We start from the raw sequence: 26573 nt of genomic DNA on the forward strand, positions 1-26573 counted from the left end.
GTGATTACAATAATATTGTTGATGCCCTGCTCGATTTTTTCCGCGCTTTATTATATCTTTCCCGGACTCTACAAAAAAATATTTGCATTCTGGATTCTGCCTTGTATATCGATTTTACTTCGAGGTCTAGCCATGTAACATCACAAAAATAATAATGGATATTATAGGAAATAAGTTATGCGGTCTATTCTAGGACACTACCAAAATTTTAGGAATTTCCAGCTCAGAACCAGCTGGAAAGCCCTTATCGGACTGTCAAATGAAAACAGCGGTAGTAACACTTGATGCCGGAAAAGAAGATGACGACATCAGGAATAAGTACGGGCTTGTTTCTCTCCGACAAGTGAGACTCTCCCGAATCGTACACGAAGCATTGGATCAAGGTATATCACTCACACAAGAAGACCTTGCATTCAAACTTCTGAATTGCAGCATCAGAACAGTCAGACGTGATATCAATGAACACATTCAATCATCAGTGAATCCATACCTGCCAATAAGCGGCACGAACACGACCCCGCCTTATTTCCTTATGAACTGTTCCGTCCACATCATTTTTCACAAATTTCTTTGAAATCATCAAGATCAAATGCCAGATATCCCTTTTTTTGAATTTCGCTTTTGCCTTTGATATTTTTTGCGATAATTGCAAAGTGTTCCACACGTCTGGAATTTTTCCAGCTAACACTCTTTGTTTTTCCATTAAGTTTATCAAGTATGTGAATTGATTCTTGCATCGACAGGTTCTTCCACTTAACTTCACAAAAGAGAATGTTGTTTCCTTCATCAAAGGCAATGAGGTCGATCTCTTCTTCCCTGTGCCGCCATTTATCGATATGTAAGAAGGAAAATGGAAGACGATTCTGTTGTTTGTTCAGCTCGATGAAAAACTCACGCGCAATGTCTTCAAATACAAATCCATAATATGTGTTCCTATCCCGCGCGATTAGAGATTATAAAGGATCCGGGTTTGAAATCAGAATAGACTGGTTTTTGTAGATAAAACGGAACCAGAAACGATAGAAATTGTCACTTATTATATATCGCGATTGTCTTGGCGATTTTTTCTTTGCTGTTACTGGATAATTGCGTTTGAGTATTCCATATGCGTGAACCAGTTCATACAAATATTTTCCAACCGTGTCTTTGTTTAGACCGGTGTGGGTTACAATCTCATGTTGAACTGTTTTTCCCTGTGCAACTGCCTCAAGGATAGAGAAATATCCTTTGTGTGCACTACCAAACTCCATTATAAGTATGTTTTTTCCTTCTTCCATAAGCGGCGCAGGCTCGACTATGAAGAGTTTGTCAATCAATGACATTGTTTTTTCGGAATATAGCAGGGTGTAGAGCAGATATTTTGGAACACCGCCAAAGATTGCGTATATTTCACATGTCTCTTCAACAGAGCGGTCTATGAAAAGGTGTGTTTCAAAGAAATTGAATGGCTTAAGGTTAAAGAGGAAATCCGCTCTTCCAAACAATGGCTCTTTTTTATCTGTAAATATCTTTTTCATTATCCCTACATAAGAACCGATTGTGATTAGGAATATCTGTGAAGTGAGATGATATTCATCCCAGTATTTCTGTAATTTTGAATAGAATTCAGGATCGATCCGGAGGAAATTTTGAAACTCATCGAATACAATTATACAATTTTTGATGTCAATGAAGATCAGACGTAGCAGGTCATCCCAGTTATCCAGTCTTGGCCTGATACCTAGCATATTGGTTAAAGAGTCCTCTAGCTCTGTAAGTAACTCTTTTTCAGATTTATTTTCTACAAATAGATAGAGGAACTTACGCCCATCAATAAATTTCTTTATAAGCGCTGTTTTGCCTACCCGCCGACGTCCATACAGAACCATCATTATTGATTTAATCGATCTTTTTTCGTAGGCTTCTTCAATAAAATTGAGTTCTTTTTCTCTATCATGGAATTTGATTACCATTCAGTAATTTACTAGTCAGTAATCAAATTTAAACCTTTCGAATATGCAGCATATTTCTGATGATGTTTATAATATGGTGAGACACAATATAACAATATAAACTGATATCGCATGGAAAACATCGGTGAAATTAAAAAAAATCAATAATTTATATCAGGTGGACCATATTACTCAATATGCTTACCAACAGTTACGTCCACCTGCCCGGGATAGGTGCCACAACAGAGAGAAAGATATGAGACAACGGTATCAAGTCCTGGGATGAATTCAGGGAAAATACCATTTTCCTGGATATCAAGACCGAGCTGGGACTTTCAATGTCTGACGAAACCACTGGTCAGTCAGGTTTCGATTCAGTGCGATTGTGGTACCAGTACAAGCGCGGCAGCCAGGCAGCGCTTGACATACTCGTAAGATATAATATAGAGGATATACAAAACATTGAGACGATCATAGAAATGCTATATCCTTCATTGATGGAAAATGGGAAACTTTTTAATATATTTTGTCTCTGCATAAGCAAAAGCAATGTAAGGAGTTAAATTGACATCTCAAACTCTTTTCTCATCATATCAATTAGCTTCTTCTTACCTTTATTCTCAGCAGCAAATGACCTGATACATCTTACCCAATCAGATTCTTTCCCTATTGATGAACATATCCCCCTCATTATTTTAAAAAGAAAAACAACCTTATCATAATGGATATGAGATCTGAGAATATCCTCATTTATCCGAATCCTGCACAGTGATGCTCCCTGTTTTGGTGATTTCTTTGAAACAGCACAGGCAACTTGCCCTACTACCTCTACTGGCATATGAGTTATAAAATTCATTACAAGAGCAGCAGACAATTCAGGATATCTATCCAACAGGTATGGTATTAGCATAAGCGCATTTCCATAGGATCCTTTTTTTATTATACTATTACACATATTCTCAAGAGTATGCATATCTAAAACACCTGTCATAACCTTGAGCAAAGTATCCATAGGTGGACCTGCATTCATCCATCCACGCTCTATTGCGATTTTTGTAAGTCGACTCGATTCAACTTCCATACCCTTGTCCACGGCTGTTTTAGAGACATCGATAATAATATTGGATGAGATTTTCGGCTCTGTCAATATTACATCAATAGCAGCTTGTAAATCCCCATCATGCAATAGTGCAGAAACGACAGCATTTCTATTTGGCATGTTTGTTAGCATTGTAGCTTTAAATTCTTCTAATTTCCCAATTCCTGAAAATACTTTTTTTATTTTTTCATAGTCATCTTTATAAAAATACCGGGACATTAAATCAAATGCGAAATCAATAGAGGTTGAGAAATCAACAAGATCAGGTTTTTGATCAATTAAAATACTGGCAATTGAGAAGTACAGTTTCTGTAAATCATTAAATGATCCTTCTGATAATGCCATCCCTTTTTTTATTATATCAAACGCATCTTCATATCTTTTTTCCCCGATCAGCACATTTGCCAGTCGAATATGGTCATCCCTGGTAATAAGTTCAAATTGAGCAAGACGCAATTTCTCCTGCGGCATTCCAATATGTGCATACAGATCCATTAGTACATGGATGATGTTATTCTTTTTATATTGATAATGGGATTCACTGGCATATTTTTTTTCAGCGTTCAATTTTTCCAGCAAGTATTCCTCTACATGCGAAATATTATCCTTATTGATAATACCAAATAGCATATCCCATGTATCCAGACCATAATCTTCATTATTGGCAATATCCAGTATCGTTTCTAAGAGCATGTCCTTGTAGGCTGGGTCATTGATCTGTTTCATGCATTGATTAAAATCACTCACACATTGAATTGCAAATTCACCCATACTGCCTCCCGAATCGTCTGCCCCCTGATCAAATGCGGTTATGCAGCCCTTTATCAATTCCAGATATATCTCGGCAGCGTTTTTATATAATTCTTTGTCCATAAGCCCGTCAGCAATATCCTGTATCTCTTCAAGTTTGCGTACTGCATCCCATATATGATAATAATCAAGATCTTCACATACTATCCAGTCAATTTTGTTGGAAATAGCATCAATATTAATCTGTGGTCTTTCATCTGCATTTATTGAATATTCACAGACTATAGCAGGGTTATGATTTATTATTTTTTTTACAATATTGATTATTTCATGTTTACTCATTGAATTCAGCGAAGTTATGAATTTATTAGAATCAATAAATGATGACGGCTCATGCACCCAGTTTAGAAGAAGGGCCACTGCATGTTTACATTTATATCCAACCGGACAGGTGCATTTTGTATCTATTTTATGGTTATTAATAAAAGCCTTTACTTCATATGGTGTTTCCATAGTTCCTATAACACGTGCATAGAGTGTGTTATCCAATATTACAGGTCCTATAACATAGCCGTTCTCATAGTAGTCAAGTCCTCTATAGAAGGTTCTTTCACTGAAACTGTCCTTGATCATATCCTGGGTAATATTCATCATGTTGAATCTCCTGGAATCTTTTTAAGACTTTTTACTAAACTCAAAATGACCGATAGGTCTCTACACTTGCAGTAATTTGCTTCATTCATTAATCTCCCCCCTCACCCTCAACAGTCAACTCTAAAGCACTAGGCTCGGACTGCCTTGGCGATGTGGGCTTGCAGGCTGAAGAAGTAAGGCATTGCATGGAGATAATAAAGGAGCAGGTGGCCGTCCCCTGCCGTGGCTCTGGTGTGCACCCTGGGAAAATGAGTGCTATTGCCAATATTGTTATGATCAATACTGCCGTTTTTAGAATGACTTATTCAAGCAGTATCTCAATCCTTGTCAGGAATCGGCTCACCTGATTATTCTCAACTTCCACATCAAAGCTCTTCACATTGATGTTTTTGATATTCCCTTTCGATTTGAAGATAGGCAGTTCAGATGCCTCATCTACTGCATTCTTAAGTGCAGCCTCCCAGCCATCTGGGGACGACCCAATTGTTTCAATTATTTTCACTACCATTCCAATTTCCTCCTGTATCTTGTTATTCAACTTTCCTCATAACCACAGAGCCGTCGCGCATATGCACCGTCATATACTGCTCCTTCTCAGCCCCGACTTCGTATTTATTGTAAAGCATGGCCTCCAGCTGACCTACACCAAGTACCCTGCGCAGCATTTTACTATTCTCACCGCTCTTTTTGACGGATGTAGCAGGCGGGCTAAGCGGCACTTTCTTCTTGGAATATATAGCACCGCCGGTCATATTCGCACCCACGTATCCTTTAGCCTCTTTGATGACCAAGCTGCCGGATTTCATGTATGCACCAGCGAACTCATCTACTTTGCCGCTGATCACCACCGTACCTCCGGCCAGCCTGGAACCAGTATTCATACCGGCATTCCCTTCCACATACACAATACCCTGGCGCATGAGCAATCCGGTGCCATTGTAAGCATCACCTTCCACTCTCACCGTGCCCCTGCAATCCATGCGAACGCCTATGGTACCCCGTAGAATGCCGTCATTGAGAATAAGTATATTATCATCCTTGTCAAGGTAATTGGACACCAGTGTATCCTCACCTGGTCTGCTGCACATAATATCTGTAATGGAAATAAATTTCCTGTATCCGTACACATCAGGGGCAACCTCAATAACATTGCCAAGCGGCTCCTGCACGGTCCCGCTTATATACAATGCACCGGACACCATGCCCATACCTGCCTCGCTACCTACGCTGCCATCAACAAAAACCCTGCCCGCTGGTTCCGGCCTGCCGGAACCGCCCATGTGTTTCAGGTCCGCACCCATGCTATATGCCAGGCGTTCACCCACGTCGCCCTTAATATGGACATCGGCGCCATCTTTCAGGGCATCCACAAGGTCCTGGTAGGTGTATGAACTGCCGGCCTGGCTGGGAATCAGGGAATCCGGGTCCAGTTTTTGATTTAAGTAATGGAAATTGAACGTGTAATCGCACAGGCTGTCCACCAGGGATGTGAGCCGGATATTGACGTTTTTCATGATATTTTATCCGTGTATCAGCATGGGCAGACAGTGCGTGCATACCCATTCACTCTTCATCTTGTGGCGCAGGGGCAACAAGTATACTTCATCTTCTCCCTTATTGCAATTGAAGCACCTGATGGAGATATCGGTCTTCCTGGGCTGGCTTTCGGCCTTTTTTTCATCGAACTCCTCGGTTTCCCGCTCTTCCACGGTCAGTGCGCCTTCAGGACACAGTCCGATACAGTACCCCATGCCGTCGCACAGTTCTTCCGATACAACCTTTGCCTTCCCGTCAATGATCTGTATGGCACCTTCAGCACACGGCGCCACACACTTTCCACATCCGTTGCATTTTTCTTCATCTATTTTAACTATGGTCCGTTTTACCATTTCTTTATCTCCTTTTAGTTTAGTGATGTGTACCTTCAACAATCCTGATACCTGCATCTTCAATAGTCTTTTTAATGGAATCGATATGTGGGCATTTGGGGTAATCCTCCATCTGCATGCAGGAACCAAGGTGGATAACATCCACGCCGAGTTTTTTAACAGACTTGACCAGTCGATACACGCGCCGTCCTGAACACCCGCCGCATGTGAAAAATGCTATTATTTCAGCATTCTCGTCATAGTCCTTGAAGTACATCTTACGCTGATTGAAGGCCATGAAGCACCCCACACCCGGGCATGTCTCTGACACTATATCACACCTGACAACTGCGATTTTAGTGGGTTTTTCTTCGGTGTTCTCTCTGGTAATAATCTTCACCTTGTTTGTATATTGATTTAATGTTATATATTATTTAGAAGCCGATAAACAGCATCTAATACAAAACTCTAGTTTACCCATATTTTACTATTATCCTGGCTCTCCCCCTGGAGGGAGGCTATTGGGTGTAGTGTCAGAGTGTTCAAAGGTCGCCTTCATACTTCAGGCCACCTTTTACAGAATGCACAAAATCTTCATTCCGGTCATTCGACTGCGCTTCGCTCAATCCCTGCATTCTGCTATTGTGCGGGAATAAACAGGTCGGGCAGGTAGTAATTCAATCAAACGTTGCGGGCTTATGGAGGGCACTTCGTGCCCTGTTTGTCCTCTGGGACAGGAAGTGGAACATTCTTTAGGTTAAGAACGGCTGGCTACCGGGGCGACCTGGGGAAAAAGAACATGGGCCGTGAGCCAGGACCTTGGAGGATGGTTTGGACTTATAAATAACCACAAAAAAGGATTCAAAGCAACAAACCGTTTTATTTAAATATACAAAGATCCGATACTGCAAGTACGGGGATAGTCATTTGCGGGATGGATGAACAGTGCACTAAATTTGATAATGAAATGTTTTCAAAATTCAAATATAAATTATAAGCATGACGCAAATGAACCAAAAGTCAAAGGATTTACTGGCTTGTTTTCACCCAAAGACCACAATTGAGAGAATAATTTTGCAATGCCTTGAAAGAGGGACTTTACAAAACCAGTTATTTGATACTCCCCAGAGCGCAACACATAAATTCATGCGCAGTTTTACCGGAGGCTTTTTAAAATGAGCGTCTTGGTAACTGGAGGAACAGGATTTGTCGGTGGTGCCATTGTCCGGGCACTTGTAAAACAAGGCGAGAGGGTTCACGTTCTTGCTCGTCGAACTAGCAAAACAGAAAACCTCACGGTTCAGGGCGTTGAGATCGCTTATGGTGATATCCTCGATAAAGAGAGCATTAAATCCGCACTAAAAGGTTGCACTACGCTCTACCACGCAGCCGCTCTCTATGATTTATGGGGCCTTGATGAGAAGACATTGATGGAAACGGAATGCGAATGGACAAGGAATGCTCTGGATGCGGCGCAGGCAGTCAATATTAAAAAAGTTATTTATACAAGCACGGCTGTCGGTATAGTCGAACAGAAGGGAAAAATCGGCACAGAAACAACTAAACATCGCGGGTATTTCCTTTCGAAATATGAGCGGGCAAAGTATGAAGCTGAAAAAATAGCTCTTTCATACCTGGACAAAGGACTCCCGATCATTATAGTTAATCCCGTAAGTGTTTACGGGCCTGGAGATTTAAAACCATCGGGTCGTGCTGTCGTTGACTTCATCAATGGGCGCATGCCTGGATTATTTGATGGTTCAAACAGTTTTGTCTATCTTGACGATGTAGGAATAGGACATACTCTCGCAGCGGACAAAGGTCGGGTAGGTGAACGCTACATTCTCTCTGGAAACATTGTAACACTAAATGAGTGGGGCGAGCTAATCTGTCAGTTGTCAGGCGTCAAGATGGTGCCTATTATCCCTGCCTTTCTTGTAGGTATTTTTGCCTTATTCGGTGAAACGTTTTCTCGTTTCACTAAGGAGCCTCCTGTTCTCTCCTGGGAGACTTTTCGTATTGCTTCCTATGGTTTACGGGTTGGTGGCTCGAAGGCGGAAAAGGAATTGGGTATTGTGTATACACCTTTGGAAAATGGTTTAAGGAAGACAATAATATGGTACTGGGAACAGGGACTGCTCAAACAGAAACCGGATTGTTCCTGGGGGGATTGAGAGTCGTAAATAAAGTTTGCGGGCAACAGTCGCTTGAAAATTGAAAAAGAAGCACTTATCGATTATCTAAACGGAGACCGATTACAAAATGCGTTTACAATCCTCATGCAACCTCAAGATGCCCCCGACATCCGACCAGTTCGTGACTACTCAACATTAAGGTAAAATATGACGGCTCATTGAGTATTACATTCCTGCGGATGTTGTTGATGCTCAACATAAGTTTGGTAATTATAAATCGGGATGTCAAATCCTTTTGAGGTATTGATCGTTGGGTTCACTCTATTACAGATCATTTTTAATTCATGCAATTTTAGTAATATGCGGCGCTTTCGCGCCGGATGGATACTGTGGGGATTTTAAACCGCCGAAAATGGGGAATTTTTGACCGCCGTTGACACTTGCCACTAGCAAAGTTATTTAAGCATGTAGGATGGATAGTATGAGAATGAAGCAGGAATGTAAGGGGTTGCCACAATTTAAGTATTAATATTACAACAACAGGTGTTACAAAAATGACAAAATGGGCATTAATTCTTATTATTATGATTTTATCTGTTGCCACTGCCAGTGGTGCCAGTTATCCGCAACTCACAGGTTTTGTCACAGATAATGCCAATATGATTGATTCCTCATACGAAGCACAAATAACAGCACTGGCCAAACAAATTGAGGAAAAGACCACTGTCGAAATAGCGGTTGTCACAGTGGAATCCTTTGAAGGGGAATCAAAGGAAATGTATGCTGTAAATCTATTCCAACAGGCAGGCATAGGTAAAACCGACAGGGATAACGGGTTGTTGATTCTGGTATCCAAACAGGAGCGTGAGTATCGCTTTGAGGTGGGCTATGGCCTGGAGGGAGTCATAACAGACAGCATGAAGGTGAATATCGGGGACAGGATAATAGTACCGAATTTTAAAAACGAGGATTATGGAAAGGGAATCTATGAGTCCATAGTGGTAATTGAGGGACTTATTGATGGGAATAAGGAAGTAATATCACGATATAGCATGAAGCCCACAGGACAATCCAATGATGGCGAATCTATCTGGCCTTTGTTGTTTTTTGCTCTTATATTTGCACTATTTATTCTTGTACCCCGCAAAGGGCGGGGTGGTAGAAGGAGTATGGGCGGTACTTATATTGGCGGATTTGGCGGTGGATTCGGTGGTGGAATATCTGGCGGTGGCGGATTTGGTGGATTCGGTGGTGGAATGTCTGGCGGTGGCGGATTTGGTGGAAGTTGGTGATGTGGGCTAAAATGGTGGAAAATGAAAAATGAAAAAGGAATGAGTGAAAGAATAAAAGCCATACATGAAGGGACACAGTGGTAGAAATATGGCCACAAAGTCAATGAAAATTAATGATTATAGGGGATTAATGATAATATTACATGGGTGATTGCATGACAGCGGATACACAGATAGAAAAACTAACAGATATTCTTGGCAGTAATCTGGTGGCACTGGTGCAGTACCACACAGGCGATGAGACACGACTTCTTGCGGTTTGTAACCACATTGATCTTACCACGCTACGATCAATAAAACCGCTTAAGGAAGTACCTCTTGTCATGACAAAGGAAGAACTCACAGACGGGGTTGATGTATTCCCAATTGAGTTTTTAAATATCAAGCAGCACTATGAGGTACTCCATGGCGAGGATTGTTTGGCTGATATCACAATATCAAAGAAACACCTGCGCCACCAGCTTGAGTTCGAGTTTCGCTCAAAGCTGATTCATCTCAGGGAGGAATACCTCCAGTTTAAAGGTAAGGATCTTGAACACCTTATTCTTGCGGCAGTTCCGACCCTCATGCCCATCCTTGGAGCCCTGATTCATCTGAAGGATTTGCGCAATGACTGGACTGATGCTGAAGAGTTATTCAGGATTGTGTCAGATGGGTATGGAATCGACACCCAGGTTCTGGAAGATATTTACGGCATAAGGCACAAGACTGCCAAAATGAGTAAAGATAAAGAACAATATATCGAACATATAATCAGGATATTATCTGATATCGGAGAAATTATTGATGAACTTGAGGTGAATGAATGAACACAAGGAATGTACTCTTTGGAGTTATCGGCGCCATCGTTCTGATTATATTATTGACTGGAGGGTGGTTTCTTTCTACATACAACGGCTTTGTGGCAGCAGAAGAAGGGGTTGACGCATCATGGGCACAGGTGGAAAGCCAGTACCAAAGAAGGGCAGACCTTATACCCAACCTTGTTTCCACAGTGAAAGGGTATGCTGCACATGAAGAAGAAGTCCTTACAGAGATTACGGCGGCCAGAAGTCAATGGGGTGCTGCAGCCACACAACAGAGTAAAATGGAAGCGGCAGGCAGCATGGATTCTGCAATATCCAGACTTCTTCTGGTTGTGGAAAACTACCCGGATCTTAAGGCAAATGAAAACTTCCTGGCACTCCAGGCGCAACTCGAAGGGACTGAAAACCGCATCGCAGTGGAAAGAATGCGTTACAATGAACAGGTCAGGGCATACAATACAAAGATTAAACGAATGCCTGCCGGGATTGTGGCAAATATGTTTGGATTTGATGAGAAGCTGTACTTTGAATCTGATGAAGGGGCAGAAAATGTACCAGAAGTGGAGTTTTAGTTTGTGAACTATCCCTTCCCTGCGCTATGCGGTGGGGGAGGAGATTCCTGCTTCATTATCCCAACCGACGTTAGAATTTCAATTTGCAGTAAGGACACTTGTGTGGGCGTACTGAAATATATGTTGAATTGGATCGGGACATCAATGCTGCAATCAATATAGTGCAGAAGGTAGGCCAAGCTATGTCCGAATTAACGCCTGTGGAGATGTTCGTTGGAACGTCAGCGAAACAGGATGCCTCCGTCTTGTAGACGGGAGAGTGTCACTGCGCACCCATCATCCTGAGTTTTTTTCGTCCGAATACTTCCGGCTGACAGGTTAATTTATCATCTATAGTATCCGGGCGCTCTTCGATGTACAGGGAAGTAATACTATTTGACTGCTTCAAGTGATGATAGCGGGATGTAATATTTGCAATAGCGATTACCCTGAAAATCCTTATAGTCTCCATCCGGATCATTAGCCATAACCGTAGCACGCTTGGTTATACGGGAGATAAATCCATGATGGATTTCTCCATTGTATTCAAATGACACTTTATCTCCCACCTGGAGGTTGAATTTTTTTCTGGCACGCTCTGTTTGGGTCACTAATTGATGAGTAACTTCCGTATGTCCGAAAATGTTATAGCTCAAATCTTGAAAACGGGGTTTGGAACAGTTCGTAGAACCAAATCGTACCCATTCCAGAAGGTGGATGATCTCGTGTTCTAATATGCGCATTGTCGCTTCCAATCTATTATGACAAACAATTCCGTTTACCGCCACCTCTCGTGTAACATCATGAAAGGTCTGGAAGATCAATGTAGTTGATAAGGAGATTGTATATGTCTCTGTCTGTTGTGTATAAGCGATCCTTCCACCTGATCTGGTCATTCTGTCGGATAAACGAAAAAATATCTTATGTCTGTGATGATCCTGGAAAAGTCTATCAAAGAAATACTGATCGTACAGTTCGAACAGATGGGAAACGTCACGTATTGCGATGCTATTAAAATTACCATTATCAATGTTTTCAGATTCTGCAAGTATCTTGCGAGAGATTTTTCGTGTTTTTTTCTTAATCTGCTTGGGAGTATATTTTAGATGGGCTATGTCTTTTTTCATGATGTAGATCCTATTACTAAAAGGTATTTGCAGGTTCTGGTCTTTGTTTTTGCACATGAAGTATAACTTTATGTACTCCAAGTAAATACGGCTGGGGGGAGCATTTTCTTGTGCTTCTTCCTTGTCATTATGGATCACAAAATTATCCCTGAATTACCTCACCGCCTCTCTTTGTTCTTCGATCTCACCACTTACGCCTTTCCTGTGAACTCAACCTGTTCGACCATTTCCTGCGCCTGCCAACTTTATGTATCCACGCACATTAAAAATCATCGCTTCAGATCCCTATCCGCTCGTGTTCCTGACTGCGCCCACACCACACTCGCGAGCAGTGGGTGCAGTCGTGTTGTGTTATTGGGTGTTGTAAAATCTCAGTGCCAGATTTGTTGCGGGCGCATTTGCTGGAACATCTTTGAATTTAATGGTGGTATTGCGCCTGAAAGAAATACTAATATCACGAGCATCAATTTTGATGCATCATATTTCCAAAACAGGATCGTTGACCCCTTAAAGCATAAAAGAGAAAAGACAAACAAACAGGACATTGCCCATTATTACGGCTGATTTGGTAACAGAACAATTATATTAAAATGCAATAAGGCGTATTATTTGCCCAATGGATATAATGGTAGCCGAGTATGCGGTGGGTGCAGGCGAGGGAGGTACCATACTGCTGGAAGGCAGGGCCATGCTGGATGTACTTGCCAAAAGTTTCATAGCCGCAGGCCATAAAGTGGTATACCCGACCAGCGGCCCGGTACTACCGGTAGGCACTGCGGTTAAGACAAAGGACTTTGATCGGTCTGTTGAGGAATTATCAGCACAGTGTGATGCAGCCCTGGTGGTGGCACCTGATGAACTGCTGGGTGACCTGACAGAAATGGTAGAGAAGAATACAATAAACCTGGGATGCCCGTCAGGTTCGGTCAGGTTGTGTGCAGATAAACTAAAGTGTACCAGGATACTGGAAAATAAAGGAATAAAAGTCCCTGCCACAACAATATCCGGTGAGCAGAATATATTTTCCCTTGGTGACAGGATAGTACTCAAACCCAGATGGGGATGTGCTTCAGAAGATACCACCCTTACCAGGTATTCCTGCGCCACCATGATACCCGAAGGTTTTGTGGCAACCAGGTATATAGAAGGGGGGCACCTGAGCGCCAGCCTGATTGTGGGAAATGATACCCAGCCCCGGGCTCAGTCCCCCCTTACCCTGCCGCTGACAGTTAACCGGCAGAATATCAGCATTGGCAGCGAGATACAGTACAACGGGGGCACGGTTGGAGTAGACACAGGCAGGAACCAGGAGTTATTCCGAGCAGCGCAGCGTAGTGCAGAAGCGCTGGGGTGCCGGGGATATGTTGGAGTGGATATTGTGCTGGCTGATAAGCCATGGGTGATAGATGTGAATCCCAGACCAACCACATCCATTATTGGGATAAGCAAGATTATGGAAGAAGAGCTGGGTGAACTGATACTTAAAGCACATTCCGGTGACCTGCCTTTTAGTGTAAATATTACCAATGAGTATAATTTTACCAAGGCTGACCTGACACAATAACATTCATTAGTTATGGAATAGAATTTATATTGGAATTGGATTGAATTCATATTGGAATAGAGGTGTTATTTACATGGAGATTGAAGAACTTGTTAAGAAAATCGATGCCAAGTCATTACGTGAAGAAGCAAAGAAAAGAGACATTCCAACCAGGTGCGTGACCAAATTAAATCTTGCAAAGGCACTACCACAGGATGTGGTCGAGGAACTGGCAAAGAAATCCGGAAAATAAGATTATGCACATCCCATGAAAAGATATCCTGATATTGTTAATTCACAATTATATTAATATACATCCGGACTAAACACACAGAGCGTTATTGTTTCTCTGTGCTCTCTGTGCACTCTGTGGTTATAAATCGTTCCAGGAAATAATAAAAAGTCTTTGGATCCTGGTAAGAACCCTGGAGTTGCAGTACTGGAAAACGGCCCGGTAAGCGAAGTGTATCATGTACCGGCCCGTGACGTGCCCGGATTGGTGCGACAGATACTGGAAAATTATCCTGGTAAGGACATTGCTATCAGGATCGGGAACGGGGCAAGACTTGTAAGGACCCGGTTGATCAATTCAATCCAGGATATGGGTGTCAATGTAGAAGTGGTGGGTGAGATTGGCACATCGCCATCCATGGGTCGCGGAATCCATGGTTCCGAAATGTCAGATATCATTGCAGCTATCAACATTGCCAGGCTTAAAGGAACCAGTGTCGGGAAGCAGGAAGTTGAGCCCTCGATGGGTGAGATCAAGCGAATCCAGGAATACAGCCGTGAATATTCCAAAGGAAAGACCACCATACCCAGGGACCTGGCCCGAAAAGTTGCAAAAGGCAAAATGACTGTGGAAGAGGCAATCGAAAAACACGACAATCCGACATAATGGATCAGATAGTAACCACATGATCAGATAATAGCCCCTTTGATTGCGTCCTTACAGCCGCAATTGCTGTGGGCAGGTAACGATATAATTGCATCCAGCAGGATGGTGCGAAGTGTTTCCTGTTTTATTTCCAGCATTTCCAGGACCTCATCGACAGTCAGTTTATTTCCGGCAAGTCCGCATGCCTGATTGGTAATGATACACAATGATGCATAGCACAATCCCAACTCCCGCGCCAACACAACCTCAGGTAGTCCAGTCATACCTACCACGTCCCCGAAGGTTCCAAGCATGCGTATCTCTGCAGCAGTCTCGAACCTTGGCCCTTCAGTACAGACATACACACCCCTGAAAGGTTCCATATGGTTGTTTTCCAGGGAACTAAGCAGGCAGGCACTGATCTCTGGACAGTAAGGTTCAGTCATATCAACATGGACTGTCCTGTCATCATAGAATGTATTCACCCTTGACCGTGTCAGGTCAATAAAATCATCGGCTACCAGGAAACTTCCCGCGGGATGGCTGCCCATGGTACCAACTGAATTAGTAGCTATTACCCTATTGGCACCAAGTGATCTTACAGCCCATACACTGGCCCTGTAATTGAGCTTGTGTGGGGGGAGGTGTTCTGCACCCGATGAGGTATCATCATTGGCATGCCTCTGTATCAGTGCAAGTTTCAGTATCCTGGTTCGGTGAGGTACATTCCCGGTTTTTACCTTTACGTTGCCGTAGGGAGTATTTACTTTGATTGTCACAAAATCGTAATCATCCGGGTTAAACCCTACGCCCCCGATTACAACGGCATCGATATTATGTTGTTTCTTGCTGGTTTCGGGCATTTGATGTCCTCGTTGATATCCATATACCTATTAGTGATATGATAATGGCACCGACAATTGACAATACAAGAAGATTGCGACCAGTATCGGATGTGATGTAAAATTCATCCACAGAACTACTTACCGAGAGTATGAAGGTACTGGAACCCCAGAACAACAATCCTGATGAGAACAGGAAGAACAGGTAAGACCAGTGCCGTTTGTAATTATTGCCTTCCCTTTGAAGATCGATCATCCTGCCAATAGTGGCTATCCAGCCTGCCGCTACATACCACCATATGGATATGTTCACAAATACCATGAGAAGTATTATTATGCCAACGAAAATATCTACCCGGGTATAATATTCCCAGAATCTGGCAACACCTATTATTGTCCCTATGACAGTCAATATCAAGGCAATGGAATAAGTGATAAAGGATATCTTACCTGTGACCAGTGATTGTTTCATATTGGATTTGAATTCTTCCAGTACGTCATCAAGTCCGAAACCCCTGAACAGCATATAAGCACCGATAGCACCCAGGATAGCGGCCCATGCGTATTTTGGATCGCCTGCAAAGAGGAAGATTGAATATATTACTGCAGCCAAGCCAAGCGGTACGAAGAAGGAATGGGATATTTTCGGGTCATTGAAAGCAGTCTTTAATATGTAATATGTACTTTCCAGGTTTACACTCTGTTTGACTATGACCCGGTGGACACCGTCCACTTTTATCCTGGATTGTATAATGGGCAAAACTGATTCGTCTTCTGCCCCATCGGAGACGAGGATGGCGTTCTTGACATCGTATTCTGCCACGATACTGTCAAGCTGGTCAGATATCTTCTGGTCAGAGATCAGACCCACATCACGGTCCCCTGCTATGGATACTATTTCTACATCCAGCCCGTTTTCCACCAGTTCATCATATAGTTTCACACCAGCGTATATGGTATTGATATCAGAATCCTCTGGGTCGGCTGTACCAAGTTTCATTGCAGCTTCAAGGTTTTTTTCCCGCCCGATAACCGGACTGGTCTCACCTGCCTTATATCCGATATCGTCGTCGCGGTCGATGCAGATAATAAGCTTATCCATGTGTTATAGGCCTCATATTGATATTATTAAAGGAGATATAAAAAGTGTTCTGTAAAATCATAATTAAGAGGTCATTTGTAGCGTAAATAAAAGGAACTGAACTTACCGGTAGGCTCTTCCCACATTTCTTCCACGTTCCTGACATCTGCAAAGGGTGGTCCCCTCGGAAATTCGGGCAATTACCACAAAACTATAATACTTTCGTAACAAAAAAGGATATCATAATGGTAGCCGCAGTAAAAAGCATCTATGCAACAGTAACTGATCATGTCCAAATGGTTGGATACAGGGAGATTGTAGAAACCAATGGAAAGATTAGAGGGCTGAATGGATTAGTTTTCAATGATTCTGATGGGTCAGTTAAAATTATGGTCAGCGGGCCTGAATCTGCAGTTTCAGAATTCATTCATGATTTGGAAATAGTCAGACCGGATACCAAAATTGAAACAAAAGAGCTTGCAGATGATCTTAATTTACCTTATCCGTTTGGAAGGGTAGTTACTGATGATATGCGAGAGATCAGCGACAGGTTAGATAAAGGCAACAGTTTACTAAGTAGCCAGGATATAAAATTAGGTAGCATCGATGTAAAACTCGATAAGCTAGATAAACTTAGTAAACTCGATAAGCTTGATAAACTTAGTAAACTCGATAAGCTTGATGGACTTAGTAAACTCGATAAGCTTGATGGACTTACTAAACTCGATAAGCTTGATGGACTTAGTAAACTCGATACTATCAATGATTCTATAAGTGGAATTAATGAGAGGCTTGACTCCCTTCCAGAACGAATCGCTGAAGCAATGAAAAGATAATTTTTTCTGCGTTCCTTCAATGCCGGGAAACCGTTTACATTTTCCCAGTCGTACGTGACACCTTCTTTTAGATGGAATAATCGGTTGCGTCTTTATGCGTAGTTTATATCCCATCTTCGTCAGTTTCCCATATAAATTCTACTTTTTCACCCCATAAATAACTTCTTACAATCACTACTCATCTCGTTTTTTAGTAAATAAATAACTTTTTTTATATTTTTTATGTGGAACAGATTTGATAACAAAAAGCTTTATATTGTTTACGATTTATAATAAATATTAAGTGAAGACCATTCAATTACTTGCACAGTCACGGAAAAAGAACGGCAAAACCTACACCTACTACTCCATTGCAGAATCCTATCGGGAAGGAAAAAAGAGCAAAAAGAAAGTTCTGTTCTATCTCGGGACACTCACCCCACTACAGGCACAGCAAATACGCAATGCACTAAAAATAACCCAAAGCCCTGAAACAGTCGTCACAACCTTTGATGACCTGATCTTCGAAGACCACTGGCATTACCTTGACATAGCATTTTTGAACCACTTATGGGATGAAGAGTGGTGTCTCTCAAAGCAATTCCCATTACCAGAAGAAACCAGCAAAACCCGGAACAAAGACATATCAACCAGTGATATCGCTAAGATCCTCACCTTCTACCGTTGTTTAGATCCGGGAAGTTACCTCTCTGCCGTTGACTGGTTCAACACAACTACCTGCAACCACATTCTAGGGATTGATGGAACACATTTCAACGAATCCCGGATATACCGTGAACTCACAGTGATCGAGCAGCAAAAAGAAAAAATCGAGCAATACCTTTACAAAACGCTGAAAAGTTCGGATGAAGAGAGCATGCGAATCATTTTCTATGATCTTTCTGACTCGTATTTCGAAGGTAAAAACTGTCAGCTTGCCGGTCCTGGTATGACCAAAGCGAACGGGTTCAAAAACAAAAAGATTGTTCTTTCACTTCTCATTAACTCAAAAGGTTACCCATTTTCCTGGGACATTCTTGAAGATTATACTGCCGATGTCAAAACGCTTACAGGAAATGCTGATCGATGGAAAAAAAAATTCAATTTACCAAAAGTTATCATGGTTTTCGATCGCGGAATGGTCTCAGATGACAACCTGAAGCATCTGGAAGACAGCAAGAACTACCTGTACATTACTGCCCTGGACAAAGACCAGTTGACCGGAGTTGAAGGTTTTAAGCCTGAGAGATTCAAGAACTTTACAGAAAAGACCACAGAAAATAAGATAATCTCGAAGGGTTTGACCAAATACGATGATAACACATATTACGAAGACCTGGGAGTGGATAGCAGTGGCAGACGGCACATACTGGTGTTTAACTCAGAGCTTTTAGTGAATCAGCGAAAGGCCAGGGAAAAGCTCATAGGGAAGGCGATAGAGGAACTGGAGGAAGAGAAAAACGCTCTCATGGAGGCGAAAAAGAGCCGTAATGAAAAGCCGACTGAAAAAAGGATTGATGGGGTGCTGGAGAAGTTTAAGGTGAATGGCTATTTGGAGTATATCCTTGAGAGCGTGGTCATAACTACGAAAGGGGGTTCTGAGGTTCGGACTTTCAATCTCAAATACAAAAGGAAAAAGGGGGCGATTGAAAAGGCAATGCTGACGGATGGTATGTGGATCTTGATCACGAATATCGCGGAAACAACAGAGCCTGAGGAGTTCAGGCTCGATCCGGAAAAACTTATCAGTGCCTATAGGGACAAGAATAGGGTGGAAGAGGGATTCAAGGAAGTGAAGTCTTTCCTTAAGTTCCGGCCGACATTTGTGTATAGCAATGAGCATGTCCGTGCACATTATACGATATGCATTTTGGCTTATCTGCTGGATGTGACTGTTACAAACAGGCTCAGAGAAGCTTCGGTTGAGGATGTGGGTAGTGTGAGGAAGGTCTATAGTACGCTTGGGAGATGTGAAGTTGCGAAATTGGGTGTGAGGGGCACTAAATGTGATGGTAAGAAGCTTATGCCCTTGACGGATGTGCAAAAAAGCATTGTGGGGCACTTCAATTGTAAGTATTTGAGGGAGAGTCGATACTTAAACTCAATCGGGATTAAATAGTTGTAGAACAGACTCGAAAAAGGGGGAGGTTTACTGATAGTGTTTTGATTTTAATCTGACGAAGATGGGTTATATACAGAGAATAGGCGCACACTAAGGTGGGACTGAAATAACATTCAATAGATAATTCCATTTCTTCGGAAAATCGCTATCATGACCACATAATTAACTAAAGCAAAGATTAGAAAGGGTTTTTATAAAGTCTGGCGTTTATTTAATATCACTTTATAAAAGGAGGAACGCAAAGATGGGTACAAAGACAGCATTAATAGCAGGTGCAAGTTCAGATATTGGTCAGGCTATAGCCATATCTCTTGCTTCTGAGGGGTTCAACATTGCAGCTCATTATCATAAGAATTCTGCTGCGGTTCAAATTATTAAAGAAGAGGTACAAAAAATGGGTGTTGAAGCTGGATTATTTTGTTTTAATCTGCTTCATCCAAAGCAAGCAAAAGAAATGGTAAACGCAGTAGTGAAACAATTCACAAGTATTGATGTTTTAGTAAATACTATTGGGCCTTTTTATTATCAAGATGTTCTCGAAGTTACACCCGAAGAATGGTCGGAATCTGTTAATATGAATCTTCAGGTTTCTTTTAATACTACATATTTTGCAAGGGAAAAAATTTGCGCATCCCAAGGACATATCATCAATTTTGCTTTTTCAGGCGTTGAAAATCTCAAGGCATGGAGTATGTCTACAGGATACTGCGCTGCAAAAGCAGGAATTGTAATTTTGACAAAGTCATTAGCTGCCAGCCTAGCTTCTTCAGGAGTCAGAGTAAATGCAATTTGTCCGGGTTTAATTGAAGAGGGAGCTACTACAGAATTGGAACGTCAAGAGATGGCGGAACAAATACCATTTGGTAGACCGGGAAGACCTGATGAAATTGCAGAAGTAGTCAAATGGCTTGTCACTGATAGTCCACACTATCTTACTGGTGCTCTTATTCCAGTGGCTGGTGCTTGGGAATACTAAATATATGGATGCATGATTTCAATTTTACAGATCTATATTATGCACCCTACACCTGAATAAATCTAGAAATGTGTAAACTAACAGAAATACAAAAACCAGAAGCATCATCCATGATGCCCCGTACAGAGCGAAGCGGCGTTTGGGGTCGTGACTATGAGCGAAAACTCCTAAAGGCTTCTGTTGCAAACACTTACGTAGAAACCGTTGGAAATCGTGTAGACTCACTCCATTTGGCAATAAAAAACGTACCAATATCAAACATCTACTGGGAATACCTGAAAACTGTAGAAATATTAGGAACACGATTTGGATTAAATGAGAAAGATGTCGTATTAGCCTTCGATTATACCGATGAAGATTTCTATGGCGACCCCCAGGGATTTTGGATTCATGGTTGGACGGGAGAAAAAGCAGTTACTGGTAAATGGAAATTCTTGACATGCGTAATAGTTAGTTCAGACATTCCTCTAAAAATTCCATTGATATCAGTACCTGTAAGAATGGGACATAATATGGCACATACCGTAGCCTGATATCTGAGTGTGTAGCACGATCAAAGAATATATGATTAGATGGCCATTTCCATGACTCAGCAACATGGAGGTGTAGGTTGATGGATCATCAGGGAGCCATTGATAGTATGTCCACATCTTTTCAAATATTTGTGTGTTGGGATGGAGGGGGCTATCTCATATGGACATATTGTTCGGAGATACTGTAAGCCCGGGTATGAGGATAAATTAATATTCAATTTAATACATCTTGTAATCAGTGAAAACTAAGTAAAATGGGAGGCAGCATATGAAATTAAAATACTTTATAATGATCAGTGTATCGGTTCTAATGGTCGTGCTTATGATCAATTCCGGTCTGTGCCAGATGGGCGGGCCGATGAGAGATGATATGGGACGTCGATTTGGTGAGAATTTTAGTGCCGGTGATATGATGGGGACGGGGCAAACGCTACGCCAGGATGCAGGTATGCAGGGCATGGGGTTCATGCACAGTGGCGCATGTTTGTACGGCCAGTATATCACTTTCGATGTGGATAATCTGACAGGTGAGATTACCAACTACGGCATTGCCGGTGTGGAAATATTCGATTCGATCGTTGTGGACGGGTTTGATTATGACAGCACCCAGGTCAGCGAGGCCATGACACTGACCACGATAGCAGATACAGACGGGACAACATTCATCCGGATACATGATAATCCGGCTGCTGTGATCAATGTTTTCAGTTCCAGTGAATATGCTATCAATTTCGATCTCGCAGATGGGACTACCGTATCGGAAGAAGAGAATATTGTAAAGATCGAGGTTGAAGATTCTGATATCGTGGTCTATATAATCTCTGCCTCCGTTGATACAATTGATATTTCAAGGGACAATGGCCCGATATCCATCACTTCACAAGCAGACAGTTCTGTTGTGGTGCGGGCGGTACCTGTGAATATGCAAGGGCAGGGCCTGGATAATGTACACGGGATGTTTGTCAGAGAGATGGCAGGGAACCGGGTAGGTGCAGAGGTCAGTCTGGGTAAAGGCGGTTCGATGAGTGTAGTGAATTATGCTGAAGAGATGCACGTAGAGTTGCAGTCAATGACACAGGATATGATACAATTACGGGTCAATTGCACTGATCCGGCAGGTAGGATAATGGCTTTCAACCTGGACAATACATCCCTTATGCTGCAGGAAATGGACAGGATTGGGATTCACTACGATGGTACTCGCATGGCATGTGTAAACGATCCCGAGCTGGTCTTCAATGCTACCACTGCCACATGCTGGATATCCCAGCAGACAAGGGAACAGGCACAGATCATGATGTATATACCTGAATTCTCTGAACATACCATTGACATCGTGGTCGAATCAGATGAAGCGGCTGAAGTACCGACAACAACGGAAACACCGGATACAAAGGTACCGGGGTTCGCGGCTTTGAGTGCAGTCCTGAGTCTGGTGCTTACCGGGTATGTGTTTAAAAAATTGAAGAAATAATATTGAGTTGGGATTTTTCCCAACTCTAAAACCTGCCATCAGTAAGGCTCAGGTGATCCTTTTCGATCTCTATAATAGCAGTGAATATCTCTTTTATCCTTTCTTCAGTTGCTTCGCCCAAAAACCGGGTATAATGGCGGATCGCATTGGTCTCCCGCTGGTTGGATTCTTCCAGGTTGTCCAGGTTCATGTTACTGCACATGTTTTTGTCCCTGATGATATCGGGGGATTGTTTCCTCAATTCCTTGACAATGGTGGAGGCATGTTCGGACTCGACCTTGCCCAAACGCTTGAACATGGTGGCATCGGCCACATTATCTGCCCTGTCCGCTGCACAGAAATAGAATTCTGCATTGCTGACCTCCAGATTTAGTGCTTCTTCCAGGTTCCTGCGGGATACATCGGTCAATGTGTATTCCTGGAGTTCAAAGTCCCTGGCCTCGATCATATACTGCTGGTGGGCACCACAGAACGGACAGTGGGTAGGCGGTGCATCCCCCAGATAACCTTCCTGGCATATCTTACATTTGAATACTTTCAAATAATCAACCCGTCTGCAATTGAAACTGCATAAATTTAAAGTTGTCGTGTTTTGCATGATAGTAGTATTCCTAAAAAGATTGAAATACTATAAATCCTATGTGATTGTCATCGAGCGTGGAATTTTCAAGAAAATGAAAATTTCAGACAGGATAAACACGATTGACAGGATACAATCCAATCCTGTATATCCTGTAAATCCTGTCAAAAGATATGATTGAAACTAAAATCAATTACCTATATCTATATCGAAATTAGTTAATAATTTCCTTACGTTGAAAAAAAACCGGTAAGATTTATGACGAATTTGGGAACATTTCTTCTTAACACCACACTGCTATTCAGTTTACTATCCATACTACTGCTGCTATACCGTGAATATTCAGGAGCAAAGGAAATAACAGTTTCGGCCAGATGGACCATCCGGATATCGGCCCTGTTATCAGTCCTGACCATGCTGCTGTTGATCTATTATTTCCTCAGTTCTGATTTCAGGTTTACCTATGTTTCCCAGAACTCATCTACGTTACTTAGCACATTCTATCAACTGGCAGCTACTATTGCGGTGCAGGATGGCGCGATGCTGTTCTGGACCGCACTTGTATTTTTGCAAATATTATGGATAAGCGAACGATATGACACGGAATCCAGGTTCTTCAGGCGCATGCTGATCATAATGCTGGCTGTGGGTGCCCTGTTCACCTACGTGATAGCTTACAAGTCAAGTATGTACCCCTTCCAGACATGGTTCGATCTCTGGGGCAGCCAGTATAATATCCCTGTGGACTATGCAATGTCTGAGGGTGCTGGATTGCGTCCCATATTAAAGGACCCCATAATGGCCATACACCCGCCGTCCCAGTTCGTGGCATACGCCACCACACTGATACCATTTGCTGCTGCCCTGTCCTACATGATAACAAGTGGCGTAGGCAAGCAATGGGAGAAAGTGCAGCGCCAGTGGATACGTTTCTCATGGTTCTCCATGTCCCTTACCCTGATACTCGGTGGTGCCTGGATATACAAGCTTGCCCAGTGGGGTACACTATCAGGCACTGGCAATATTTGGGCATGGGACCCTTATGAGACCACACCATTCATCGTGTGGATGATAACCACTATGTACATGCACATGGCATACAAGTACAGGACCGGCAGCGAGTATGAGGTGCTCACCCCCCTGTTCGGTACACTTACTTTTATCTCAACACTCTATGCAGGCTGGGTGGCCCGCAGCGGTGCTGTCTCATCCACCCATGATGTGGGTGCGCTGCCCAGTGCCAGTATCTTTTTCTGGTCAACTATCCTGTTGCTGGCTGTTGTACTATACCTGTCTTTTATGAAGATCAAGGATGCAAAGGATGAAGAAGGGGGAAGAGGAAAACTGTTCACCCTGTCCCACATGTTCGACCTGACAGCCATAGTATTTATTGTCCTCTCCTTTATTTGCTTCTTTGGCATTACGGCACCTATCTATTCCAAGCTGGTGATGGACCTGAACGCTAATCCCACAGATAGGGAATTTTTCAATACGCTGGCGTACCCGTTCACTATGCTGCTGATGTTTATTATCGGTGTGTGCCTGCCGTATAAGCCTATTGTAAAGAAGATCGGGGCACAGAAGTATCTTATTGCTGCGGCTGTCATATTATTGCTCAGTGTGATCCTTGCATTCATTGTCCCCGGACCTGAATATTACGTGATAAACCCTTCCAGCCCGTTCTTTAAGTCTGCTTCGGGTATCACACAGATGTTGGGCAGCCTGTCGCTGCTTAGCTATGCGCCTATCTTCCTGTTCTCGCTGGCAGCTATTGTGTACAGGTTCGTGCTGGATGTCAAGGGTACGAAGGACAGTAAACGATTGATCAAGCCCGCTGGTATAACCCTGATACACCTGGGTACGATCCTGCTGTTACTCGGGGTTATTGTTAGCCAGTCCTTTGACGTGACCTACAGGATGAATTATTCTGACTCTGAGCTGGGTGAGATACAGTACGTCAGCACCGGGGTGCTTGACGATTATGGTAATTATAAAGATTACAGTGACAATCCTCTTGGTCTTGAGCTGGTACTTAACAATGGGGATGCAATACATACTGTGAGCACTGGTGACAGGATGGTGGAAGGCCTGACAAAGAATGCTTTCCACATCAACCTCTACAGGGACGGCAAGAAGATATCGACAGGTGCGGCACTTTTCTGGATCGAGCTTAATGATGGGGACCTGGATGGCACTTTCGAGCGGGTGGAGTGGACAAATATCATGGATGATGAGCAGCTTTTCAAGACATACCATGTAAAGTATGGCGGCCGGATCGATGACGGATATAATTTCGTGATCAAGGAGATTCCGCTTATCAGTGCTGTGTGGATCGGTTCAGCACTGATGTGTATCGGTGTGCTGCTTACTTTTGCCGACCAGGAGTTGTTCGGGGTAAAGGAGAATATCAAGTTTAAGGCGAGACCAAGGACTGCGCCTGAGGCACCTGCGAAGAAGGCGGGGCGCAAGAGGATGAAACCGGTACCTACAAAAGCAAATGCTGCCGATAAGTACGAGAAGATGTTGATGGAAGAGCTTGAGGCTGCTAAGAAATAGGCGGGGTTGAGACTTCCTTTTTATTTTTATTTTACACGACTGATACCTTGCAGAAATAAGACCTGCGGCTACGTTACTGTGCGCTGGTTTTGGAGAGCAAGAAGACCGCTAGCGGTGCAGTGCAATTGTAGTTGCGATTTTGGGTAGCCACTTTCCACAAGTTTCATTGAAGCTGAAATTTTCCAAATGAGTTGAATATTTATTTAAGGAAATCAAAATATGAAACCATGAAATATATTAGAGATGGCCGAGCTCCAATACCAAAATTAGAAACTACATCAAAAGTAATGAGCGCCAATGTGCCCAAAGACACTAAACCGGAGTTAGTATTGAGAAAATCTTTGAGACAGATTGGTATCTCAGGTTATAGACTTCATTGGAAGAAAGCATCAGGTAGACCAGATATAGCATACCCTGGTCGTAAAATCGCCATCTTTGTCAATGGTTGTTTCTGGCATAGATGTCATCATTGTAATCTTCCTCTTCCGAAATCAAATACTGATTTCTGGTTAAAGAAGTTCGAGAAGAACAAAGAAAGAGACGCTAAGAAGATACATAATCTCGAAGAAGATGGTTGGAAGGTTATCGTATTGTGGGAATGCGAGATCAAAAAGGATGTTTTAGGTTGTGCAAAGCGTGTCAAGAAAGTAATTCAAGGTGATGATTGAGATGAACGATTATCTATAGATTGTTGGTTTTGCCAACATAATTCGTGCAATAAAGGTGATTTGTACGGCTTTTTGTATCGTGAACATCTATCACAATATAAATATATTTATATATAATGCACGCATATAACTAAAATTAATGCTTTCATATCTATCGATTTGCAAGAAAAATCTCGTTGACATCAGCGTTTATTTGTGGCGCATAATGTTAGAGATTATGCCCAACGAAAAATTACAAAAAGATATTGCAATAAGTAATCAGAAATTCACTACTACACAAGACGGTATCTATA

General features: G+C 42.4%; 27 protein-coding genes. 16 read left to right on the forward strand and 11 right to left on the reverse strand.

The features are described 5' to 3' along the window. The first annotated feature begins 205 nt into the window (after window positions 1-205). Window positions 206-574: a DUF1670 domain-containing protein gene (locus HF974_08270; GenBank protein ID MBC2698311.1), complete on the forward strand. Its 369-nt coding sequence runs from the start codon at window positions 206-208 to the stop codon at window positions 572-574. Here HF974_08270 and HF974_08275 read toward each other — a convergent pair. Next, on the reverse strand, window positions 552-947 hold the full coding sequence (locus tag HF974_08275; GenBank protein ID MBC2698312.1) for a DUF234 domain-containing protein: 396 nt from the start codon (window positions 945-947) through the stop codon (window positions 552-554). The two genes, HF974_08270 and HF974_08275, sit on opposite strands and share 23 nt — an antisense overlap. Window positions 948-953: 6 nt before the next feature. Continuing rightward, a complete protein-coding gene (locus HF974_08280) occupies window positions 954-1952 on the reverse strand; it encodes an ATP-binding protein (protein ID MBC2698313.1) in 999 nt (332 codons plus the stop codon). Between the two features lie 317 nt (window positions 1953-2269). Here HF974_08280 and HF974_08285 point away from each other — a divergent pair, with 317 nt between their 5' ends. Continuing rightward, window positions 2270-2494 (forward strand): hypothetical protein, encoded by a 225-nt coding sequence (locus tag HF974_08285; protein ID MBC2698314.1) that lies wholly within the window; start codon window positions 2270-2272, stop codon window positions 2492-2494. Here HF974_08285 and HF974_08290 read toward each other — a convergent pair. The 5 genes from HF974_08290 to HF974_08310 form a co-directional block, all read right to left on the reverse strand. Beyond that, window positions 2491-4413, reverse strand: coding sequence for a hypothetical protein (locus HF974_08290; protein ID MBC2698315.1), 1923 nt, complete (start codon window positions 4411-4413; stop codon window positions 2491-2493). The two genes, HF974_08285 and HF974_08290, sit on opposite strands and share 4 nt — an antisense overlap. 322 nt (window positions 4414-4735) lie before the next feature. Then, window positions 4736-4942: a dodecin domain-containing protein gene (locus HF974_08295; protein MBC2698316.1), complete on the reverse strand. Its 207-nt coding sequence runs from the start codon at window positions 4940-4942 to the stop codon at window positions 4736-4738. Between the two features lie 22 nt (window positions 4943-4964). Further along, window positions 4965-5948: a formylmethanofuran dehydrogenase gene (locus HF974_08300; GenBank protein ID MBC2698317.1), complete on the reverse strand. Its 984-nt coding sequence runs from the start codon at window positions 5946-5948 to the stop codon at window positions 4965-4967. A gap of 6 nt (window positions 5949-5954) precedes the next feature. Then, window positions 5955-6323 carry a 4Fe-4S binding protein gene (locus HF974_08305; GenBank protein MBC2698318.1) on the reverse strand — a complete coding sequence of 123 codons (369 nt, stop codon included), beginning with the start codon at window positions 6321-6323 and terminating at the stop codon, window positions 5955-5957. Between the two features lie 19 nt (window positions 6324-6342). Beyond that, window positions 6343-6693 carry a CGGC domain-containing protein gene (locus HF974_08310; protein MBC2698319.1) on the reverse strand — a complete coding sequence of 117 codons (351 nt, stop codon included), beginning with the start codon at window positions 6691-6693 and terminating at the stop codon, window positions 6343-6345. A gap of 784 nt (window positions 6694-7477) precedes the next feature. On the opposite strand from HF974_08310, the gene HF974_08315 reads away from it, so the two are divergent. The 4 genes from HF974_08315 to HF974_08330 all read left to right on the forward strand — a co-directional run bounded on the left by HF974_08315 (window position 7478) and on the right by HF974_08330 (window position 11107). Continuing rightward, on the forward strand, window positions 7478-8476 hold the full coding sequence (locus tag HF974_08315) for an NAD-dependent epimerase/dehydratase family protein (protein MBC2698320.1): 999 nt from the start codon (window positions 7478-7480) through the stop codon (window positions 8474-8476). Between the two features lie 515 nt (window positions 8477-8991). Then, a complete protein-coding gene (locus HF974_08320) occupies window positions 8992-9729 on the forward strand; it encodes a hypothetical protein (protein ID MBC2698321.1) in 738 nt (245 codons plus the stop codon). Window positions 9730-9884: 155 nt separating this feature from the next. Continuing rightward, complete coding sequence (locus HF974_08325; GenBank protein MBC2698322.1) at window positions 9885-10538, forward strand: hypothetical protein; 654 nt, start codon at window positions 9885-9887, stop codon at window positions 10536-10538. Beyond that, entirely contained in the window at window positions 10535-11107 is a 573-nt protein-coding gene (locus tag HF974_08330) for a LemA family protein (protein MBC2698323.1), read from the forward strand. Before HF974_08325 ends, HF974_08330 begins: the two co-directional genes overlap by 4 nt. A 371-nt stretch (window positions 11108-11478) precedes the next feature. Here HF974_08330 and HF974_08335 read toward each other — a convergent pair whose 3' ends face one another. Next, the gene (locus HF974_08335) at window positions 11479-12213 is read right to left on the reverse strand and encodes a SprT family zinc-dependent metalloprotease (GenBank protein ID MBC2698324.1); all 735 of its coding nucleotides are present in this window, start codon (window positions 12211-12213) and stop codon (window positions 11479-11481) included. 616 nt (window positions 12214-12829) lie between these two features. Here HF974_08335 and HF974_08340 point away from each other — a divergent pair. From HF974_08340 to HF974_08350, 3 genes are all read left to right on the forward strand, one after another. Continuing rightward, window positions 12830-13777 carry an ATP-grasp domain-containing protein gene (locus tag HF974_08340; GenBank protein MBC2698325.1) on the forward strand — a complete coding sequence of 316 codons (948 nt, stop codon included), beginning with the start codon at window positions 12830-12832 and terminating at the stop codon, window positions 13775-13777. Between the two features lie 73 nt (window positions 13778-13850). Next, complete coding sequence (locus tag HF974_08345) at window positions 13851-14009, forward strand: hypothetical protein (GenBank protein MBC2698326.1); 159 nt, start codon at window positions 13851-13853, stop codon at window positions 14007-14009. A gap of 153 nt (window positions 14010-14162) precedes the next feature. Beyond that, window positions 14163-14654, forward strand: a complete 492-nt coding sequence (locus tag HF974_08350) for a hypothetical protein (protein MBC2698327.1) — start codon at window positions 14163-14165, stop codon at window positions 14652-14654. A 23-nt stretch (window positions 14655-14677) separates the two neighbouring features. Here the strand turns inward: HF974_08350 and HF974_08355 are convergent, their stop codons facing one another. Both HF974_08355 and HF974_08360 read right to left on the reverse strand, forming a co-directional pair. Beyond that, complete coding sequence (locus HF974_08355) at window positions 14678-15496, reverse strand: MTAP family purine nucleoside phosphorylase (GenBank protein ID MBC2698328.1); 819 nt, start codon at window positions 15494-15496, stop codon at window positions 14678-14680. Then, window positions 15468-16577, reverse strand: a complete 1110-nt coding sequence (locus tag HF974_08360; protein MBC2698329.1) for a DUF373 family protein — start codon at window positions 16575-16577, stop codon at window positions 15468-15470. The genes HF974_08355 and HF974_08360 overlap by 29 nt, the downstream gene beginning before the upstream one ends. A gap of 224 nt (window positions 16578-16801) precedes the next feature. On the opposite strand from HF974_08360, the gene HF974_08365 reads away from it, so the two are divergent. The 5 genes from HF974_08365 (at window position 16802) to HF974_08385 (ending at window position 22476) form a co-directional block, all read left to right on the forward strand. After that, complete coding sequence (locus HF974_08365) at window positions 16802-17392, forward strand: acylphosphatase (protein ID MBC2698330.1); 591 nt, start codon at window positions 16802-16804, stop codon at window positions 17390-17392. 283 nt (window positions 17393-17675) lie between these two features. Continuing rightward, window positions 17676-19490, forward strand: coding sequence for an IS1634 family transposase (locus tag HF974_08370; GenBank protein ID MBC2698331.1), 1815 nt, complete (start codon window positions 17676-17678; stop codon window positions 19488-19490). A gap of 247 nt (window positions 19491-19737) precedes the next feature. Then, window positions 19738-20469: an SDR family oxidoreductase gene (locus HF974_08375; GenBank protein MBC2698332.1), complete on the forward strand. Its 732-nt coding sequence runs from the start codon at window positions 19738-19740 to the stop codon at window positions 20467-20469. A gap of 68 nt (window positions 20470-20537) precedes the next feature. After that, window positions 20538-21002, forward strand: coding sequence for a hypothetical protein (locus HF974_08380; GenBank protein MBC2698333.1), 465 nt, complete (start codon window positions 20538-20540; stop codon window positions 21000-21002). Between the two features lie 268 nt (window positions 21003-21270). After that, entirely contained in the window at window positions 21271-22476 is a 1206-nt protein-coding gene (locus tag HF974_08385) for a hypothetical protein (GenBank protein MBC2698334.1), read from the forward strand. A gap of 25 nt (window positions 22477-22501) precedes the next feature. Here the strand turns inward: HF974_08385 and HF974_08390 are convergent, their stop codons facing one another. Continuing rightward, complete coding sequence (locus tag HF974_08390) at window positions 22502-23074, reverse strand: ferritin (GenBank protein ID MBC2698335.1); 573 nt, start codon at window positions 23072-23074, stop codon at window positions 22502-22504. A 249-nt stretch (window positions 23075-23323) separates the two neighbouring features. On the opposite strand from HF974_08390, the gene ccsA reads away from it, so the two are divergent. Both ccsA and vsr read left to right on the forward strand, forming a co-directional pair. Continuing rightward, entirely contained in the window at window positions 23324-25612 is a 2289-nt protein-coding gene (gene ccsA / locus HF974_08395; GenBank protein ID MBC2698336.1) for a cytochrome c biogenesis protein CcsA, read from the forward strand. A gap of 227 nt (window positions 25613-25839) precedes the next feature. Beyond that, window positions 25840-26280 (forward strand): DNA mismatch endonuclease Vsr, encoded by a 441-nt coding sequence (gene vsr, locus HF974_08400; GenBank protein MBC2698337.1) that lies wholly within the window; start codon window positions 25840-25842, stop codon window positions 26278-26280. Window positions 26281-26573: the final 293 nt, after the last annotated feature.

It is taken from the genome of ANME-2 cluster archaeon (assembly GCA_014237145.1).
GTDB lineage: Archaea > Halobacteriota > Methanosarcinia > Methanosarcinales > Methanocomedenaceae > Methanocomedens_A.

Excerpts from the sequence above, each read along its gene's own strand:
- HF974_08280 (MBC2698313.1), bottom strand. The coding sequence starts at position 1,952 with ATGGTAATCAAATTCCATGATAGAGAAAAAGAACTCAATTTTATTGAA.
- HF974_08285 (MBC2698314.1), top strand. The coding sequence starts at position 2,270 with ATGTCTGACGAAACCACTGGTCAGTCAGGTTTCGATTCAGTGCGATTG.
- HF974_08290 (MBC2698315.1), bottom strand. The coding sequence starts at position 4,413 with ATGATCAAGGACAGTTTCAGTGAAAGAACCTTCTATAGAGGACTTGAC.
- HF974_08295 (MBC2698316.1), bottom strand. The coding sequence starts at position 4,942 with ATGGTAGTGAAAATAATTGAAACAATTGGGTCGTCCCCAGATGGCTGG.
- HF974_08300 (MBC2698317.1), bottom strand. The coding sequence starts at position 5,948 with ATGAAAAACGTCAATATCCGGCTCACATCCCTGGTGGACAGCCTGTGC.
- HF974_08305 (MBC2698318.1), bottom strand. The coding sequence starts at position 6,323 with ATGGTAAAACGGACCATAGTTAAAATAGATGAAGAAAAATGCAACGGA.
- HF974_08315 (MBC2698320.1), top strand. The coding sequence starts at position 7,478 with ATGAGCGTCTTGGTAACTGGAGGAACAGGATTTGTCGGTGGTGCCATT.
- HF974_08320 (MBC2698321.1), top strand. The coding sequence starts at position 8,992 with ATGACAAAATGGGCATTAATTCTTATTATTATGATTTTATCTGTTGCC.
- HF974_08325 (MBC2698322.1), top strand. The coding sequence starts at position 9,885 with ATGACAGCGGATACACAGATAGAAAAACTAACAGATATTCTTGGCAGT.
- HF974_08330 (MBC2698323.1), top strand. The coding sequence starts at position 10,535 with ATGAACACAAGGAATGTACTCTTTGGAGTTATCGGCGCCATCGTTCTG.
- HF974_08335 (MBC2698324.1), bottom strand. The coding sequence starts at position 12,213 with ATGAAAAAAGACATAGCCCATCTAAAATATACTCCCAAGCAGATTAAG.
- HF974_08340 (MBC2698325.1), top strand. The coding sequence starts at position 12,830 with ATGGATATAATGGTAGCCGAGTATGCGGTGGGTGCAGGCGAGGGAGGT.
- HF974_08345 (MBC2698326.1), top strand. The coding sequence starts at position 13,851 with ATGGAGATTGAAGAACTTGTTAAGAAAATCGATGCCAAGTCATTACGT.
- HF974_08355 (MBC2698328.1), bottom strand. The coding sequence starts at position 15,496 with ATGCCCGAAACCAGCAAGAAACAACATAATATCGATGCCGTTGTAATC.
- HF974_08360 (MBC2698329.1), bottom strand. The coding sequence starts at position 16,577 with ATGGATAAGCTTATTATCTGCATCGACCGCGACGACGATATCGGATAT.
- HF974_08365 (MBC2698330.1), top strand. The coding sequence starts at position 16,802 with ATGGTAGCCGCAGTAAAAAGCATCTATGCAACAGTAACTGATCATGTC.
- HF974_08375 (MBC2698332.1), top strand. The coding sequence starts at position 19,738 with ATGGGTACAAAGACAGCATTAATAGCAGGTGCAAGTTCAGATATTGGT.
- HF974_08380 (MBC2698333.1), top strand. The coding sequence starts at position 20,538 with ATGTGTAAACTAACAGAAATACAAAAACCAGAAGCATCATCCATGATG.
- HF974_08385 (MBC2698334.1), top strand. The coding sequence starts at position 21,271 with ATGAAATTAAAATACTTTATAATGATCAGTGTATCGGTTCTAATGGTC.
- HF974_08390 (MBC2698335.1), bottom strand. The coding sequence starts at position 23,074 with ATGCAAAACACGACAACTTTAAATTTATGCAGTTTCAATTGCAGACGG.
- vsr (MBC2698337.1), top strand. The coding sequence starts at position 25,840 with ATGAAATATATTAGAGATGGCCGAGCTCCAATACCAAAATTAGAAACT.